The sequence below is a fragment of the Pararhizobium qamdonense genome (assembly GCF_029277445.1).
GTDB lineage: Bacteria > Pseudomonadota > Alphaproteobacteria > Rhizobiales > Rhizobiaceae > Pararhizobium > Pararhizobium qamdonense.
Map to the genome: position 1 here is coordinate 1,939,783 of NZ_CP119566.1, position 15,103 is coordinate 1,954,885.

General features: G+C 61.0%; 15 protein-coding genes and 1 tRNA gene. 12 read left to right on the forward strand and 4 right to left on the reverse strand.

The genetic code is table 11. From position 1 onward, the window contains the following. Positions 1-922: 922 nt before the first annotated feature. The 5 genes from PYR65_RS09385 to PYR65_RS09405 all read left to right on the forward strand — a co-directional run bounded on the left by PYR65_RS09385 (position 923) and on the right by PYR65_RS09405 (position 3,430). A complete protein-coding gene (locus tag PYR65_RS09385; protein WP_276120773.1) occupies positions 923-1,408 on the forward strand; it encodes a hypothetical protein in 486 nt (161 codons plus the stop codon). A gap of 10 nt (positions 1,409-1,418) precedes the next feature. Beyond that, the gene (locus PYR65_RS09390; RefSeq protein WP_060638884.1) at positions 1,419-1,772 is read left to right on the forward strand and encodes a DUF1428 domain-containing protein; all 354 of its coding nucleotides are present in this window, start codon (positions 1,419-1,421) and stop codon (positions 1,770-1,772) included. A 37-nt stretch (positions 1,773-1,809) separates the two neighbouring features. Then, on the forward strand, positions 1,810-2,232 hold the full coding sequence (locus PYR65_RS09395; RefSeq protein ID WP_276120774.1) for a secondary thiamine-phosphate synthase enzyme YjbQ: 423 nt from the start codon (positions 1,810-1,812) through the stop codon (positions 2,230-2,232). Positions 2,233-2,436: 204 nt separating this feature from the next. Then, positions 2,437-2,841 (forward strand): nuclear transport factor 2 family protein, encoded by a 405-nt coding sequence (locus PYR65_RS09400; protein ID WP_276120775.1) that lies wholly within the window; start codon positions 2,437-2,439, stop codon positions 2,839-2,841. A 202-nt stretch (positions 2,842-3,043) separates the two neighbouring features. Further along, entirely contained in the window at positions 3,044-3,430 is a 387-nt protein-coding gene (locus PYR65_RS09405; protein ID WP_276120776.1) for a hypothetical protein, read from the forward strand. A gap of 223 nt (positions 3,431-3,653) precedes the next feature. Here the strand turns inward: PYR65_RS09405 and PYR65_RS09410 are convergent, their stop codons facing one another. Then, entirely contained in the window at positions 3,654-4,403 is a 750-nt protein-coding gene (locus tag PYR65_RS09410) for an SIMPL domain-containing protein (RefSeq protein ID WP_276120777.1), read from the reverse strand. Between the two features lie 158 nt (positions 4,404-4,561). Between PYR65_RS09410 and PYR65_RS09415 the strand changes: the two genes are divergently transcribed. After that, a tRNA-Ile gene (locus PYR65_RS09415) sits at positions 4,562-4,637 on the forward strand. Between the two features lie 90 nt (positions 4,638-4,727). Here the strand turns inward: PYR65_RS09415 and PYR65_RS09420 are convergent. The 3 genes from PYR65_RS09420 to PYR65_RS09430 form a co-directional block, all read right to left on the reverse strand. After that, positions 4,728-5,582 (reverse strand): DUF4238 domain-containing protein, encoded by an 855-nt coding sequence (locus PYR65_RS09420; protein ID WP_276120778.1) that lies wholly within the window; start codon positions 5,580-5,582, stop codon positions 4,728-4,730. A gap of 194 nt (positions 5,583-5,776) precedes the next feature. Then, positions 5,777-6,964 (reverse strand): mannonate dehydratase, encoded by a 1,188-nt coding sequence (gene uxuA, locus PYR65_RS09425; RefSeq protein WP_276120779.1) that lies wholly within the window; start codon positions 6,962-6,964, stop codon positions 5,777-5,779. A 39-nt stretch (positions 6,965-7,003) separates the two neighbouring features. Then, positions 7,004-7,726, reverse strand: a complete 723-nt coding sequence (locus PYR65_RS09430; RefSeq protein WP_276120780.1) for a GntR family transcriptional regulator — start codon at positions 7,724-7,726, stop codon at positions 7,004-7,006. A gap of 90 nt (positions 7,727-7,816) precedes the next feature. Here PYR65_RS09430 and uxaC point away from each other — a divergent pair, with 90 nt between their 5' ends. The 6 genes from uxaC to PYR65_RS09460 all read left to right on the forward strand — a co-directional run bounded on the left by uxaC (position 7,817) and on the right by PYR65_RS09460 (position 14,948). Then, entirely contained in the window at positions 7,817-9,217 is a 1,401-nt protein-coding gene (gene uxaC, locus PYR65_RS09435; protein ID WP_276120781.1) for a glucuronate isomerase, read from the forward strand. 59 nt (positions 9,218-9,276) lie between these two features. Then, positions 9,277-10,452 carry an ABC transporter substrate-binding protein gene (locus tag PYR65_RS09440; protein WP_276120782.1) on the forward strand — a complete coding sequence of 392 codons (1,176 nt, stop codon included), beginning with the start codon at positions 9,277-9,279 and terminating at the stop codon, positions 10,450-10,452. Between the two features lie 168 nt (positions 10,453-10,620). Continuing rightward, on the forward strand, positions 10,621-11,721 hold the full coding sequence (locus tag PYR65_RS09445) for an ABC transporter ATP-binding protein (protein WP_276120783.1): 1,101 nt from the start codon (positions 10,621-10,623) through the stop codon (positions 11,719-11,721). Beyond that, a complete protein-coding gene (locus PYR65_RS09450; RefSeq protein WP_276120784.1) occupies positions 11,718-12,596 on the forward strand; it encodes an ABC transporter permease in 879 nt (292 codons plus the stop codon). Before PYR65_RS09445 ends, PYR65_RS09450 begins: the two co-directional genes overlap by 4 nt. 52 nt (positions 12,597-12,648) lie before the next feature. Next, entirely contained in the window at positions 12,649-13,491 is an 843-nt protein-coding gene (locus PYR65_RS09455; protein WP_276120785.1) for an ABC transporter permease, read from the forward strand. Further along, on the forward strand, positions 13,488-14,948 hold the full coding sequence (locus PYR65_RS09460) for a mannitol dehydrogenase family protein (protein ID WP_276120786.1): 1,461 nt from the start codon (positions 13,488-13,490) through the stop codon (positions 14,946-14,948). Before PYR65_RS09455 ends, PYR65_RS09460 begins: the two co-directional genes overlap by 4 nt. The last annotated feature ends 155 nt before the right edge of the window (positions 14,949-15,103 follow it).

Genomic DNA, 15,103 nt, shown 5'->3' on the forward strand with positions numbered 1-15,103 from the left:
CCTGGTCAGAATCATCGACGTCTGCTTCTGGCGCAAAGCAGACGCAAATTCAGGCTACCATGAAAACGCCCGCAAAATTTTAGGGCCGAACGCTAATCTTGTTCCATTGCCTTGTGCAGCTGCCGTGTGGTCACCCGTGTTTTCCGGTAGGGTCGGGTGGTTGAAGGCCAAGCTGATCGGAAGACCCTCGATGACCAACGGCATGACGAACCTGCGCTCGCTCGTCGAAAAGAGCGCAGATCCCGATACGCTGCCCGATATCTCCGCACGGCCATGAACACGTGCATCACGCGGGGATGGTGCCGAAGCGCCCGCCAGCCAGACGCTGCCGCTAACCAGCTGAAACTTCTGGACTTCGCTTGGCCGAAGCGAGACGCCTTTTTCTTCCCTGGCCTGACATCATCCCCGCAAATCCCCGCCATCGTCCCCCGTGCCATAATCTTTGCGTCCCATCACGGATACACCGGTTTGCGTTGCCGGCGAGATGGGGTCGGTGCCCGGACGGTTTTGCGGAACGCGCGCAAGATCCCCGGGGCTGCGTGAAAGGTGGTTCTCCTCCGGTTCGTTAATGAACCGGGCGTGCCGGGTTCGTCACGCCGTCTTAGGACGGCCCAGGGCGAAACCCCGCCTTATTGAAAAGCCTGGCGGATAAGCGGCCGGGCTGGGGCATTGGAGGCCTCTCCGTCAAAAGAGAGGCGCAGAAGAACCTGAGAAGCGCGGCAAAAGACACCGAAACGGGGCACATCGCGTGTCACCTACACTTATTACACTGAGGCACCCGATGTGCCCCGGCCGACCCTGCCGCGCCAAAAGCCGGCAGAGATTGCAGATGACGCAAGCCACGGGCGAAAACCGCGCCGCGTGATGGAAAACGGTATTCATCATTTTGATCGCCTGCATCCATCCGGAAAAGGAGAAAGACATGCTGCCGGCCTGCGATCCTGAAAAACTCCCGCTTCACCCCGATTTGTTCGAGTTGCTGTGCCGCACGGCTGTCGCGAGAATGGGAGTTCCCTCCTTCTGCCGGCTGCGCAAATGCGGCCGGGAGGAGGAATGCACCGGCACGCTGAAGCTGCGGGAAATCCCGCATTGGTTTCGCGGCCTGGCCGATGTCGATGCGCTGCTGCCGCTATGCATAGCCAATGCCGATGATGCGTGGTTCCGTGAATTCGTCCTTCAATGGATCCTGTGCCGGGAGGATTATCTCGGCCGCGTCCGCCCGCCCGAAGCGGTTCGCAGCCTGCTTGCCCTTGACGAGCAGTGGCCGGTTTCCATCTATATGGACGAGCAAGTGAAAATACCTGCCGCCGTAAGCGCCTTGACCGGCGAGTTGCAGATATTGCTCGACGCTCTGAAGGCTTCCCTGGAAAGCAAGTCTTCAGATGTTCAAAAAGGCGCATCTCTTTGAGGAGACGGACATGCCCTATGTTGATGGATTCATCGTCGCCGTTCCGAAGGACAATATCGAGGCCTACAAGGATCTGGCCCGCACGGCAGGCGAGGTCTGGAAGGAATATGGCGCGCTCTCCTATGTCGAATGCATCGGCGACGATGTGCCCTATGGCGAGCTCACCTCGTTCCCGCGCGCCGTGCAGGCGACCGATGACGAGGTCGTGGTCTTTTCCTGGATCACCTACCCCTCACGCGAAGAGCGTGACGAGATCAACAAAAAGGTGATGGCCGATCCGCGCCTGAGCATGGACAATTTTTCCATGCCGTTCGATGGCAAGCGGATGATCTATGGCGGCTTCAAAAGTTTTCTGGACCTGTAATTGAAGCGCCAAGCGGGTGGCGGCTTGAAAGGATATCATGCCCCAGACGATCATCACCCTTCAGACCCGTGGTGCCGGTCTCTACGAATTTACCGGCGAGGCGCAAGCGTTCGTGCGCAGCGCTGGTCTGGAGGAGGGGCTTTTGACCGTGTTCGTGCGCCACACGTCCTGCTCGCTGCTCATCCAGGAAAATGCCGATCCGGACGTCCAGCGCGATCTCGATGCCTTCTTCAAGCGCCTAGTGCCGCCGTCTGACGATCCCTCGATGGGTTGGATCATCCACACTGCCGAAGGTCCTGACGATATGCCGGCCCATATCAAGGCGGCGCTGACGCAGGTATCGATCGGCATTCCCGTCGGAGCGCGCGGCCTGATGCTCGGCACCTGGCAGGGCCTTTACCTCTTTGAACACCGCGACCGGCCGCACCGCCGCGAGGTTGTGCTGCATCTGGGTGGATGACGAAGACATCGCGACGTTCAACAGGCTGCATGATTGAAATTACGGGAACAAAAACAAATGTTTGGTGTTGTTACAGTTTCAACGCAAGCGCGGCTTCATCCAAGGTTTATACGCCGCTGAACATCCGCATATCGCTGGGGTTTCATCCCGAATTGTTACCGTTTCCCGGTGCCGCGCACCGCCACACAGACACGAGGACCAACATTGACCGACGCGCAGACCATTGCCAGCCGCTTCATGCAGGCCCTGAACGAGCGGGATTTCGACACGATCGGCACATTCCTCGACGAGGATGTGGCGCTGGATACGCTGACGGGCCAGCGCACCATCGGTGCCGGTCCCCTGCGCATGGCGGTCATGAGCTATTTCCGTCATTTCGACGAGAGTTTCAGCGATATGGTGCTGATGCACGATGCGTTCGGCCAGCGCGTCGCTGTCGATTTGACGGCGCGCGGCCATTACCGCGAGAGCATGCCGGGCTTTGCCGAGGCGAACGGCCAGTCCTATTCGATCCCGAGCGTCTTCGTCTTCGAGTTCGAAAACGGCGCGGTGACCCGGCTCAGCCATTACCGCAATATCCGCGTTTTCGAAGAGATTCTGTCCCGCTGATTCCTTCTGCCTTTTTCTGGCCACTCAGGCACGCTTCTTTTTCAGCCTGAACGCCGGATGAACGGCGGATTCGGGTTTCGTTCAGCCAGGCCGGATTAGGGTTTTCTCAATGCCCCAGAACAAGGCGGCGCCAAAACAAGGCGGCCGCAAAAACAAGGTGGGCAAACATTTTAGGGTTTGGATTCTTGAAGGAGAAACAGTCATGAAACAGATTTTTGCAAAGCTCGCCCTTGCCGGCATGATCGGTTTGACCGGCCTTGGTGCCACGCTGACCCCGGCTGCAGCCGACACGATCACGCTCGGCCTGAGTTCCGGCGGCATCGTCGATGTCCAGTATCGTGATCGCGACCGTTATGGCGACGAACGCGACTGGGACCGCGACCGCCGTCATCGTCCGGGCTGGGGCCATGAGCGCCGTGGCCGCTGCGATCCCTGGCTTGCCCAGGAAAAGGCCCGCGATTTCGGCATGCGCCGGGCCCGCGTGGTTGACGTCTCGCCCCGCCGCGTCGTCGTCGAAGGCATGCGCCGTGGCAATTACCGTACCTTGGTATTCGCCAATGCCCGCGGTTGCCCAGTCATCGGCCGTTAAAGTCATCGGCCGTTAAAGTCATCGGCCGCTGATACAGCGATATCGATTCTTTCCGTCTTGTCTCCCCCGGCCGGCGGAAAGTCTAGCCCCTCGCGGTTTTACTGCGGGGGGTGCTTTGTTTTGGGCGCAGAGCGCAACGCAGGCTGTGTCGCCACTCCCATCAAGCCCATAAAAAAAATCCCGCCGAAGCGGGATTTGATCGTCCACGGTTGTTGGCAGTGGGCTATTCTTGCTTGATCGCGAAGGTGACGTTGACGGTGACGTTATAGCTGTTTTCTCCCGTGGCGATCGGCACGGCATCGGCGGCATATTCCTTTGCCATGGCGCGCATCATCGGCATTGGTTCGGGCCGGGATGAGTTCTCTGAAATTTCAACAATACGGCCGATCGAAACGCCGGCGGCTTCCGACAGGACCTTGGCCTTGGCAACGGCATCCGTCACCGCCGATTTGCGGGCTTCGGTGATCGTTGCTTCCGGCTTGTCGTTGGAAAACTGGATCGAACCGCCCTGGTTGACGCCGAGCGTTACCGACTGATCAATGATCTCGCCGAGCTTGGCAAGGTCGCGCACCTTGATGGTCAGCGAATTGGCCACCTGGTATCCCGTCAGCACCGGCTGGCGGTTGCCGCCGTCGCTATTGTCCGGATACTGGTATTGCGGATTGACAGCGAAACCGGAGGTCTGCAGGTCGCGATCGGCAATGCCGGATGTTTTCAGCGCGTTCAGCACATCGGCCATCGCCTTGTTATTGGCGTCGAGCGCTTCTTTTGCAGTCTTGGCATCCTTGACGACGCTGAACGACAGGATCGCCAGATCCGGAGCAACGCTGGCGCGGCCTTCGCCCGATACGGTGATCACGGCTTCGCGCGGCGTGGCGGTATCCTGCGCAAAGGCCGAAGCCCCGGCAATCCCCGCAAAAGCGGCGGCCAGAACGGCGATCTTGAGGCTGCGGGGCAAATAGGTGGATGTCATGGACAGTTTCTCTCCAGTTGTGTTTCGTCCCTGCCACCTTATTGCGGATTGATTGTGTAGGGATTGCGGCAACGTCTTGTGGGAAAATCAGTTTTCCGCTAGAGCCAATCCCACCCGCGGCCTGCCATTGGCCCGCGGCACCCCGGACACCTCCGGAAGGGCCTGTAGCTCAATGGTTAGAGCCGGCGGCTCATAACCGCTTGGTTGGGGGTTCGAGTCCCTCCGGGCCCACCATATTTGTCTATACCGCCCACAGTCGTCTCCCAAATAATTGAATATGCTTTTGGGGCTGCGATTGAATCTGCCTGCACCTACAGCCGCGTGCTATGCGTGCCTAGGTAGATAACGCTCGATAAAGTCACGCTCCGCACCTCCATAAACGAACTTCTTCGCGTTGATGAGGGACGATTGGTTGTTCGCCTTGACCACATCGCGAGCGGGCATCCGGGCAAAGTGGTCGATGACATCCGGCGCATCACTGGCGATGAAAAGGTGCGTCGGAGACAACGGTATCGAGATGGTGGTGCGTGGCTTGTAGAGGTCGCCAACTCGTTCGAAGGGATTGTCCCCGAGGAGCAACCGCCTCGGTCCTACTGAGACGTCTTTGACGAGCCAGCGCAGATGAATGATACGGTCAATGGCCTTTTCGCTTTGGATCAGATCAACCAGGACCTTCAGTCCCGAATTGGCGACACGGGCAGGCGCGTGCTTAGAAGCCCACTCGTACAGCGTGTTTTCTGCACTATCGCTTTTCACCGCGTCGAACTCAGGGATCGGTTGGGACAGGTCTTGAGCTATGTGCTCTTGCACTCTCGCTGTGACCATCTCCACGATATGAGGGACGCGCAACAGTGAGGCGTTAAGGTAGATGGTCCACCAGTATCGCTCTTCAAGCGACAGCTTGGCAGGCCCTTTGCCAATGAGTTTGTCCAAAACCGGCTTCGCTGCTGTTTCGATTTTCCCGAACAGCTTGATTTCAATTTGCTGTGCCTCTTCGTCGCTAACATGAGTGAGCGAGTACAGGCCGGGGACGTATGCGGTGGCAGCGGTGGTGACCGGTTTGCAGACGAGCTTGTTGTGGAACGGGATGCGCCCCCACCGGCTGATTTTGCCCTGTTGATCTCTCCACTTACCCAAGTGGAACTGGGGCACGTAGTGATGATCGCCAGCTTTGCTCAATCGTCGCCCTCGTGGAGTTACTCTGCAAACATACTCACGTGACTTGGGAAATGTCTACAGAAGCCCCAGCAGCCCAATATATGTTGGCATCAGTGTTGATGCCACACCCAAATTGACGTGATAAAACTAGCAATTACAATATCTAACCGACTTACATGGGGCCTCCCGCCCCATCTCCCGTCATAGCCTCCAACTCACCCCGGCTTCGCACCAAGCGCATGCAGGATCCCGCGCAGTTCGGCCAGGCCGCGGAGGCGGCCTATGGCGGGGTAGCCGGGGGTGACGGTTTTTTCGAGGTCGTCGAGCATGCGGTGGCCGTGGTCGGAGCGGAAGACGATGGTGTTTTCGCCTGAGCGGCGGCGGTCTTCGGTGACGAGTTCCTTCAGCACCGCGACCATATCGACATCGCCCTCCAGATGGGCGCTTTCGTGGAAGCTGCGGCCGTCCTTTTCCCGTGCCGTGGCGCGCAGATGGGCGAAATGGATGCGGCCGGCAAAGCGCCGGGCAATGGCCGGCAGGTCGTTGTCTTCGCGCACGCCAAGGCTGCCGGTGCAAAAGCACATGCCGTTGGCTTGTGAGGGCACGGCGTCAAACAGGGCGGCGTAATCGTCGGCGGTCGAGGCGATGCGGGGCAGGCCGAAGAGCGGGCGTGGCGGATCGTCTGGATGCAGGGTCAGCTTGACGCCGAGCGCTTCTGCGGCGGGGGTCACGGCTTCAAGAAATTCGACCAGATGCTGGCGGAAGCGGCTGGCATCGACCCCTCTATAGGCGGCGAGCCGTTCGCGAAATCCGGGAACCGTCATCGGTTCGGTGGTGGAGCCGGGCAGGGCCGAGGTGATGATACGGGTGATCTCCGCCATCTCTTCTTCCGGCATCGCCTCGAACACGGTTTTGGCGCGTTCACGGTCTTCGTCCGAATAGTCGTTTTCGGCGCCCTGTCGCTTCAGCACGAACAGGTCGAAGGCGGCAAAGCGCTCGTGGTCGAAGCGCATGGCGGTGGCACCGGTCGGAGTGACGAAATCCAGTTCGGTGCGCGTCCAGTCGACCACCGGCATGAAATTGTAGCAGATGATCTTGATGCCGCAGGCGGCGACCGCCTCGAGGCTGGCAATCCAGGCGTCGATCTCGGCTTTGGCCTTGCCGCCCGTGCGCTTGACGGCATCGGGGATGGGGATGCTTTCGACGACCGACCAGGTGAGCGGCGAGCGCCCGGCGGGCGTGGTTTCGATGAGGTTTTGGCGCTCGCGCACCTCGCTCTGCGTCCAGGCGCGCCCGATCGGCACATGGTGCAGCGCCGAGACGATATTGGTCGCCCCGGTCTGGCGCACATCATCCAGCGTCACCGGTGCATCCGGCCCGAACCATCTCCATCCCTGACGCATGCCTGCTTCTTCCTCCGGTTTTATTCAGTTTCTTGGTGTTCAGCAAAAATAATCGGGGTGCATGACCCGCAATTCGGCGACATCGGGGATGACGGCGCTCAGATGGTGCATCATGGCCGCGCGGGCGCCATCAACGTCATGGGCGGCGATGGCATTGCGGATCGTCACATGCTCTTCGATCACGCTTTCCATGCGTCCAAGCGCCGGCAAGGTCAGGCGGCGGGCGCGGTCGATCTGGATCTTCACTGTCTTCAAGATGGCCCAGATGCCGGGATAGCCGGCGATCCCGGCGATCGTCTCGTGAAAGGCCTCGTCCTGCTCGTGGAAAAGCGAGGTCTCGTTATGGGCGGCATGCAGGCGCTGGCGGGCGATGATCGCGTCCAGCTTGGCAATGTCGGTTTGCGTGGCAATCGCTGTCGCCGATTCCACCGTCGTTCCCTCCAGCGACTTGCGGATCACCACCGCCTCGGGAATGGCTGAGACCGGAACCAGCGACACGAAGGTGCCCGACTGCGGGAAGATGTCGACAAGCCCGGCTTCGGCCAGCCGCAGCAGCGCTTCGCGCACCGGGGTGCGGCTGACGCCGAACTCCTCGGCAATCCGCTTTTCCTGCAGTGGCATGCCGGGCGGCATCTGCAAAGAGGAGATGGCCGCGTGCAGCCGGTCATAGATCGCCGATCCCGCCGTGACGCGCCGAAGCTTTGCAGCGGACGGCTCTGCGATGCGGGACGCGGCGATGGTGCTGAGGGGCGCTGATGACATGAAAGCTCTCGAAGCGTTGACACTGTTGTGAATACTAGTATATCAGTTTCTCAACGTTGCCAAGACGTGAAGCGGGAGGAGCGACAAGGAATGGCATTGCACCCCGACAGGCTGTTTCCTGCCGACCCCGGTACGCGGGCGATCGCAAGGCAGCTTTATCAGACGGTTCAGTCACTGCCGATCGTATCGCCGCATGGCCATACGGACCCGTCCTGGTATGCGCAAGACAAGCCGTTTCCAGACCCGGCGGCGCTGTTCATCACGCCCGATCACTATGCGACGCGCATGCTTTATTCGCAGGGTGTGCGGCTGGAGGATCTCGGTGTTGCGCGGCGTGACGGTGCGGCGGTCGAGACGGACCCGCGCACGATATGGCGGCTGTTTGCCAGGCATTTTCATCTGTTTGCGGGAACGCCGACGCGCATCTGGTTCGAGCATTCGATGGAGACCGTATTCGGGATTACCGAGCGCCTGTCAATTGAAACCGCCGATGCCCTGTTCGACCAGATCGAAGCGGCTATCCCAACGCCGCAGATGCGGCCGCGTGCGCTGTTTGACCGCTTCAATATGGAAGTGATCGCCACCACCGACAGCGCGCTTGATGATCTCAGCCATCATGATGCCGTACGCGCTTCGGGGTGGCATGGGCGCGTGGTGCCGACCTATCGGCCGGATGCGGTGGTCGATCCGCAGGCATCAGGATTTGCCGGAAACCTCGAGCGGTTCCTGGGCATGACCGGGGAGCAGGCGACGTTTGCCGGCTATCTGAATGCGCACCGGGCGCGGCGTGCCTTCTTCAAGGCGCGCGGGGCCACGGCCACCGATCATGGCCATGCCACCGCCCGCACCGAGAATCTTGCGCCAGACGAGGCGGCGCGGTTGTTCGACACAGTGTTGGCCGGCCGGGCGGACGCGGGAGAGGCCGATGCCTTCCGGGGGCAGATGTTGACGGAAATGGCGCGGATGAGCCGAGATGATGGGCTGGTGATGCAGATCCATCCTGGGTCATACCGCAACCATAATCCGTCGCTGTTTGCGGATTTCGGTCCCGACAAGGGGGCGGATATTCCCTCTGCCACCAGCTATGTGCAGGCTTTGAAGCCGTTGCTCGACGTTGCCGGCAATGATCCGGAGCTGACGGTCATCCTCTTCACGCTCGATGAAACCGCCTATTCGCGCGAGCTTGCGCCGCTTGCCGGCCATTATCCGGCGCTCAAGCTTGGCCCCGCCTGGTGGTTTTTCGACAGCCCGGAAGGCATGCGCCGCTACCGTGAGACAACGACGGAGACCGCCGGGTTCTACAACACGGTCGGGTTCAACGACGACACCCGCGCCTATCTGTCGATCCCGGCCCGCCACGACATGGCGCGGCGGGTGGACTGCGCCTATCTCGCCCGGCTCGTGGCAGACCACCGCCTTGACGAGGAAGAGGCATCCGGTCTGGCGCACGAACTCGCCTACGGGCTGGCAAAGAGAGCCTATCGACTGTGACTATCTGGCAGACGGGCGGCGCAGGAGGCGCCCGCTGCACAACAAGGGAGGAGAACGACATGAACGTTACGCGCAGGACTTTTGTCGGCGGAGTTGCCGGCTTGACGGGGCTTGGCCTTTTGCCCGGCCGGCTTTTTGCACAGATCAAGGCGCCGGCAAGCCCGGTCGCGATCACCGTGGTCGATGTTGCCGGCAATCTGGCTTTGACACAGGGCATGCTGGAGGCCTATGCGGCGGCCAAGCCGGAATGGGTATCGAGCTTTGCCTTCACCAAGGCCCCGGCACCGGAACTGCCCGCCAAGCTGAAGGCGCAGCAGGCTGCCGGCAAGGTCGATATCGACCTCGTGCTGACCGGAACCGACGTGCTTGCGGCCGGTCTGGACCAGGGGCTCTGGGTCGATCTGTCAGCCCATAAGGGCGAGCTGCCCAACCTGGAAAGCATTCTGTTGCCGCAGGCGTTCAAGATGCAGGCGCTCGCCAAGGACCAGGGCGTCGTCGTCACCTATTATCCATCGGGACCGCTGATCGAATATATGCCGGACCGGGTGGCGACGCCGCCAACGACGGCTCAGGAACTGCTGGACTGGTCAAAGGCCAATCCCAACAAGTTCATGTACGCCCGTCCGGCCAATTCCGGTCCCGGCCGCACCTTCCTGATGGGGCTTCCCTATATTCTCGGCGACAGCGATCCGCACGATCCGGTCAATGGCTGGGCAAAGACCTGGGACTATCTGAAGGCCATGGGTGAAAATATCGAATATTACGGCACCGGCACGACGCAGGTGATGAAGGAACTGGGCGAGGGCACCCGCGACATCGTCGTCTCGACGACCGGCTGGGATATCAACCCGCGTGCGCTCGGCATCGTTCCGGCCGAGGCCAAGGTCGGCAAGCTCGACGGTTTCCACTGGGTGACGGACGCCCATTACGCCGTCATTCCCAAGGGCGTGTCCGAGGAGAAGGTCGCTGTCCTGCTCGATATCATCAACTTCATGCTGCAGCCACAGCAGCAGGCAATCGCCTATGACCAGGGCTATTTCTATCCGGGCCCGGCGGTGAAGGACGTGACGATCGACATGGCGCCACAGGAAAGCCAGGACGCCATCAAGGAGTTCGGCCGTCCGGAATATGCCGACTGGATCGCCAACAATCCGCTGGAAGTGCCGCTGGACCCTGCAAGGATCGTCGATGCGTTCCGCATCTGGGACGAGCAGATCGGCGCATCCAAGGGCTGAGCGCTAGCGCCTTGGTAATTTGCCTGGACGCTCCGGGCAAATGCGCAAACGAAATGATCTCCCCCATTGAGGGGGAGATATCACGGACTGACAGTGGCGTGGCAAACCCAGGCTTTGCCCCATCCATACATGCCCCTTGCCGTTGCACGAGACTTGAAGGAGACGACCTTGAATTTGCCGGTTCAGACCGCAGCGGCGGTGCTTTCGCCCAAACAGACGGCCCGCCTCGAGCTTGATGGCCTGCGCCGTTCGTTTGGCGCCTATACAGCGCTTGACGGCATCGATCTTGCCATCGAGCCCGGCGAATTCATCGCGCTTCTGGGGCCATCCGGTTGCGGCAAATCGACGGCGCTGAATTGTGTCGCGGGACTTCTCGCCCTGTCGGGCGGCGAAATCCGGCTGGGGGGAAAACGCATTGACCAGCTGGAGCCGGAAAAGCGCGGCTTTGGCATGGTGTTCCAGAGCTATGCCCTGTTTCCGCATATGAGCGTGCGCCGCAATGTCGGTTTCGGGCTGACCATGCAGGGCATTGGCGGTGCGGAGGCCGACCGGCGCATCGAACAGGCGCTGGCGCTCGTGCGGCTGGAAAGCCAGATCGACAAGCTGCCGGGTCAGCTGTCGGGCGGACAGCAGCAGCGCGTGGCGATTGCCCGCGCCATCGTCATCCGGCCGCCTGTCGTCTTGATGGACGAGCCGCTGTCCAATCTCGATGCCAAGCTGCGGCTTGAGATGCGCGCCGAAATCCGCGGCATCCACGATCAGATCGGCTCGACGACCATTTACGTGACGCATGATCAGGACGAGGCACTGTCGCTGGCCGACCGGATCGTGGTGATGAACCAGGGCCGGATCATGCAGATCGGCTCGCCGCAGGATCTCTACCAGCGCCCCAATCATATCGACGTCGCCGATTTCATGGGTTTTCGCACGCGCATCAAGGGCCGGGTGACGGCTGTGTCGGGGGAGGAAGCCCGGATCGAAGTGGCCGGAGCGCAGCTGACAGGCACGATGCGCGAGCCGCTTGCCATCGGCAATGCGGCGGTGCTGTCGGTGCGGCCGGAAGACCTCGTCGCCGTCGAGGATGGCAGCGGCGTGCCCGCCACCGTCGTCAACATGGAATATCGCGGCCGGGCCTTTTTCGGGCTCGCCAAGTCGGCGGATGGGTCCGATCTCTATTTTCGCGCCGAACAGGCTTTGCCGCGCGGCGCGCAAGCGACATTGCAGCCGGCGCCGGGCCGGGCGCTGCTGTTCAAGGGAACGGGCGCATGAGCACGCCGTCGCTTCGCTACCGGCTTGCTGCGCGCGGTTTCGACGGCACGACGCTGCTGATCCTGCCGGGGCTTGCGGTCATGCTCGGGCTGTTCATCTATCCGTTCCTCTACGGACTTGCCGATTCGGTCATGCCGAAGGAAGGCCCCTGGTATGCCAATTACGTCACCTTCTTCAGCGACCCTTTCCAGTACCGCACGATTGCCTCGACGCTCTGGCTGGCGCTGCCGGTCACGATCGTCAATCTCGCCTTTGCCGTGCCGATCGCATTTCGCGTCCGGCTGATGACGCGCCAAAGGCTGCTGACCACGATCCTGGTGCTGCCGATCACGCTCGGCACGGTGTTCGTGGCCGACGGGCTTTTGACGTTTCTGGGGCCGCAGGGCTGGTTCAACCGCGTGCTGGTGCTGATCGGTCTTCTGGATGCGCCGATGAAGCTGACCAACAACTATTGGGGCGTGTTTGCCTCGCTGGTCATCACCGGCTTTCCCTTCGCTTTCCTTTTGACGCTGTCCTACGTGACCGGCATCGACCCGGCGATCGAACAGGCCGCCGCAACGCTCGGCGCCAATGCCCGCCAGCGGTTCATGAAAGTCTTCCTGCCGCTTCTGGTGCCGGGACTTGCCGTCACCTTCTGTCTGGCTTTCGTGCAGGCCTTTGCGGTCTTTCCCTCAGCCGTGCTGCTCGGTGCTCCGGCAGGCCCGACGCGGGTGATCTCGATTGCCGCCTATCAAGCAGCCTTCGAGCAATATGACCATTCGCTGGGAACGGCGATTGCGATGGTCATGGGGGCGGTGGAGCTGGTCGTGGTGCTGATCGTTTTGGGCGCGCGCTCGTTTTTCTATCGCGGGCCGACCGGGGGGACGAAGGGATGACGATCGTGACACATCCTGCGCCCGATCCCTCATTCTTCCAGGAGAAGCCGCTATGATCCGTGATCAGGGCCTCGTATCGAAAATCTGGCGTTTTGCCGTCTGGGCGGTTGCCGGCCTGTTCATTCTCAACCTCATCGGCGTGATTGCCGCCGTGGTGGTGAATTCCTTTGCCACGCGCTGGCTCGGCACCTGGCTGCCGATCGGCCTGACGACGAAATGGTATTTCAGCGCCTGGAAGGAATTCCAGCTGTCGAGCGTCGTGCTCGTGACCTTCCAGATCGTCTTCACGGTGGTGCTGATTTCCGGGGTGCTTGGGGTAACCACGGCCTATGCGCTGGCGCGGCGGGATTTTCCGGGCAAGCGCGTCGTCGTGCTGCTGTTCCTTCTGCCTTTGCTCATTCCGCCGCTGACCTACGGCATTCCGCTGGCCACCGTGCTTTACCAGCTTGGTCTTGGCGGCTCCTTCTGGGGCGTCGTGCTGATCAATCTCGTGCCCTCGCTGCCCTTCGTCGTTCTGGTGATGATCCCCTTCATCGAGCAGATCGATCCGCGCATCGAGGCGGCGGCGCGCGTCTTCGGGGCCGGGACCGGCAGCCTGTTTCTGCGCATCCTCTTGCCGCTTTTGCTGCCCGGCATGCTGGCGGCGCTGCTTCTGGTGCTGGTGCGCACCATCGCGATGTTCGAGCTGACCTTTCTCATCGCCGGACCAACAAGCCAGACGCTGGTGGTTTCGCTCTATTACGCCGTGTTTGCCTCCGGCGTCAGGGCCGGGCAGTCGATCGACGCCATGGCGGTGATCTACATGGTGACGACGCTGTTCTGGCTGATCCTGGCGCTGCAATTCGTCAATCCCTCGCAGATCGTCGCCCGCGCCAAACAGCAGCCCGCATCATGACCAGATTATCCAACGCAACCCTGCCGCATCTGCCGGAAACAATCGCAAGACCGGGTTATGACGGGGGCAAGGTGACGGTCGGGATCGTGCATCTGGGCATCGGCGCCTTTCACCGTGCCCATCAGGCGGTGTTTACCGACGAGGTTTTGGCACGCGACCCCTCCTGGGGGATTTGCGGCGTTTCGCTGCGCAGTGCCGATACCCGAGATGCGCTTCAGCCGCAGGACGGGCTTTACACGCTGAAGGTTCAGGATGGCTTGGGCGAGACGCTGCGGATCATCGGCAGCGTTGTCGAAACCCTTGTTGCGCCGGAGGACCCACAGACTGTTCTGGTGCGGATGGCTGATCCGGCGACCCGGATCGTGTCTTTGACGGTCACCGAAAAGGGCTATTGCCACAATCCGGCGACGGGCACGCTGGATGAAACCCATCCGGACGTTCTCCACGACCTGCAAAATCCGGGAAAACCGAGATCGGCCGTCGGCTTCATCGTCGAGGCACTGGCTCTCAGGCAGGCGGCGGGCGTCGAAGCCTTTACGCTTTTGTCCTGCGACAATCTTCCGTCCAACGGCGATGTCTTGAAACGTGTTGTCAGCCGCTTTGCGGAATTGCGCGATCCGGGGCTGGCGGTCTTCGTTGGCGGTGTCGCCTGCCCATCCACCATGATCGACCGGATCGTGCCGGCAACGGCGGAGAGTGACCGCGCTGCGATTGCATTAGCACTCGGCGTCGAGGATGCCTGGCCTGTCGTCACCGAGCCGTTCCGGCAATGGGTGATCGAGGATGATTTTCCGCTGGGGCGGCCGCAATGGGAGGCGGCGGGTGCGGTCTTCGTGCCCGAGGTTTCGGCTTTCGAGACGATGAAGTTGCGGCTTCTCAACGGCAGCCATTCGACATTGGCCTATCTCGGCTATCTGGCCGGGGCTGAAACCGTGGCGCAGGCCATGGCTCTGCCGGGCATGCAGCCGCTGATCGAAGGGCTGATGCGCGACGAGGTCTCGCCGACGCTGCCGGCGCTTGCGGGGTTTGATCTGTCTGCGTATCGCGATGCGCTGATCGCCCGCTTCAACAATCCGTCGCTACGCCATCGCACCTGGCAGATCGCCATGGACGGATCGCAAAAACTGCCGCAACGGCTGCTCGCAACAATCCGCGACCGCATGCGGGCAGGGGCGTCCTATGACCGTCTGGTGCTCGGGGTTGCCGCCTGGATGGTTTACGCGCGCGGGCTTGATGAGGCGCGACAGGCGATCGACGTTCGCGATCCTCTGGCCGGGCGCATCGCCGCAATGACGCAAGGCCTGGATGATCCCGAAGAGATCGTCGTAGCGTTGCTGAGCCTCACGGAAGTATTCGGCGGCGATCTCAGCGGCGATGCCGGGTTCAGGGCGAAGCTTGTCGATGCCCTGTCGCGGCTGTTTTCAACGGGGGCCAAGGCCGAAGTTTCAGCTTGGTGAGAGGCGCGCGGATAGACGCAGTTTTTCTAGATTTCACGGACTGAAAGATTGCAATGAAAGATCTTGGTTACTTCTAATTGAGAAGTGACTAAATCTATGATTGTAGCTTTTATTTAATGTATATCTATTAGTGTATATTGTTGAGCTGTGTATTC

Coding starts and splice junctions, on each gene's coding strand:
- PYR65_RS09455 (WP_276120785.1), top strand. CDS start 12,649: ATGATCCGTGATCAGGGCCTCGTATCGAAAATCTGGCGTTTTGCCGTC.
- PYR65_RS09390 (WP_060638884.1), top strand. CDS start 1,419: ATGCCCTATGTTGATGGATTCATCGTCGCCGTTCCGAAGGACAATATC.
- PYR65_RS09460 (WP_276120786.1), top strand. CDS start 13,488: ATGACCAGATTATCCAACGCAACCCTGCCGCATCTGCCGGAAACAATC.
- uxaC (WP_276120781.1), top strand. CDS start 7,817: ATGGCATTGCACCCCGACAGGCTGTTTCCTGCCGACCCCGGTACGCGG.
- PYR65_RS09405 (WP_276120776.1), top strand. CDS start 3,044: ATGAAACAGATTTTTGCAAAGCTCGCCCTTGCCGGCATGATCGGTTTG.
- PYR65_RS09395 (WP_276120774.1), top strand. CDS start 1,810: ATGCCCCAGACGATCATCACCCTTCAGACCCGTGGTGCCGGTCTCTAC.
- PYR65_RS09410 (WP_276120777.1), bottom strand. CDS start 4,403: ATGACATCCACCTATTTGCCCCGCAGCCTCAAGATCGCCGTTCTGGCC.
- PYR65_RS09430 (WP_276120780.1), bottom strand. CDS start 7,726: ATGTCATCAGCGCCCCTCAGCACCATCGCCGCGTCCCGCATCGCAGAG.
- PYR65_RS09450 (WP_276120784.1), top strand. CDS start 11,718: ATGAGCACGCCGTCGCTTCGCTACCGGCTTGCTGCGCGCGGTTTCGAC.
- uxuA (WP_276120779.1), bottom strand. CDS start 6,964: ATGCGTCAGGGATGGAGATGGTTCGGGCCGGATGCACCGGTGACGCTG.
- PYR65_RS09440 (WP_276120782.1), top strand. CDS start 9,277: ATGAACGTTACGCGCAGGACTTTTGTCGGCGGAGTTGCCGGCTTGACG.
- PYR65_RS09385 (WP_276120773.1), top strand. CDS start 923: ATGCTGCCGGCCTGCGATCCTGAAAAACTCCCGCTTCACCCCGATTTG.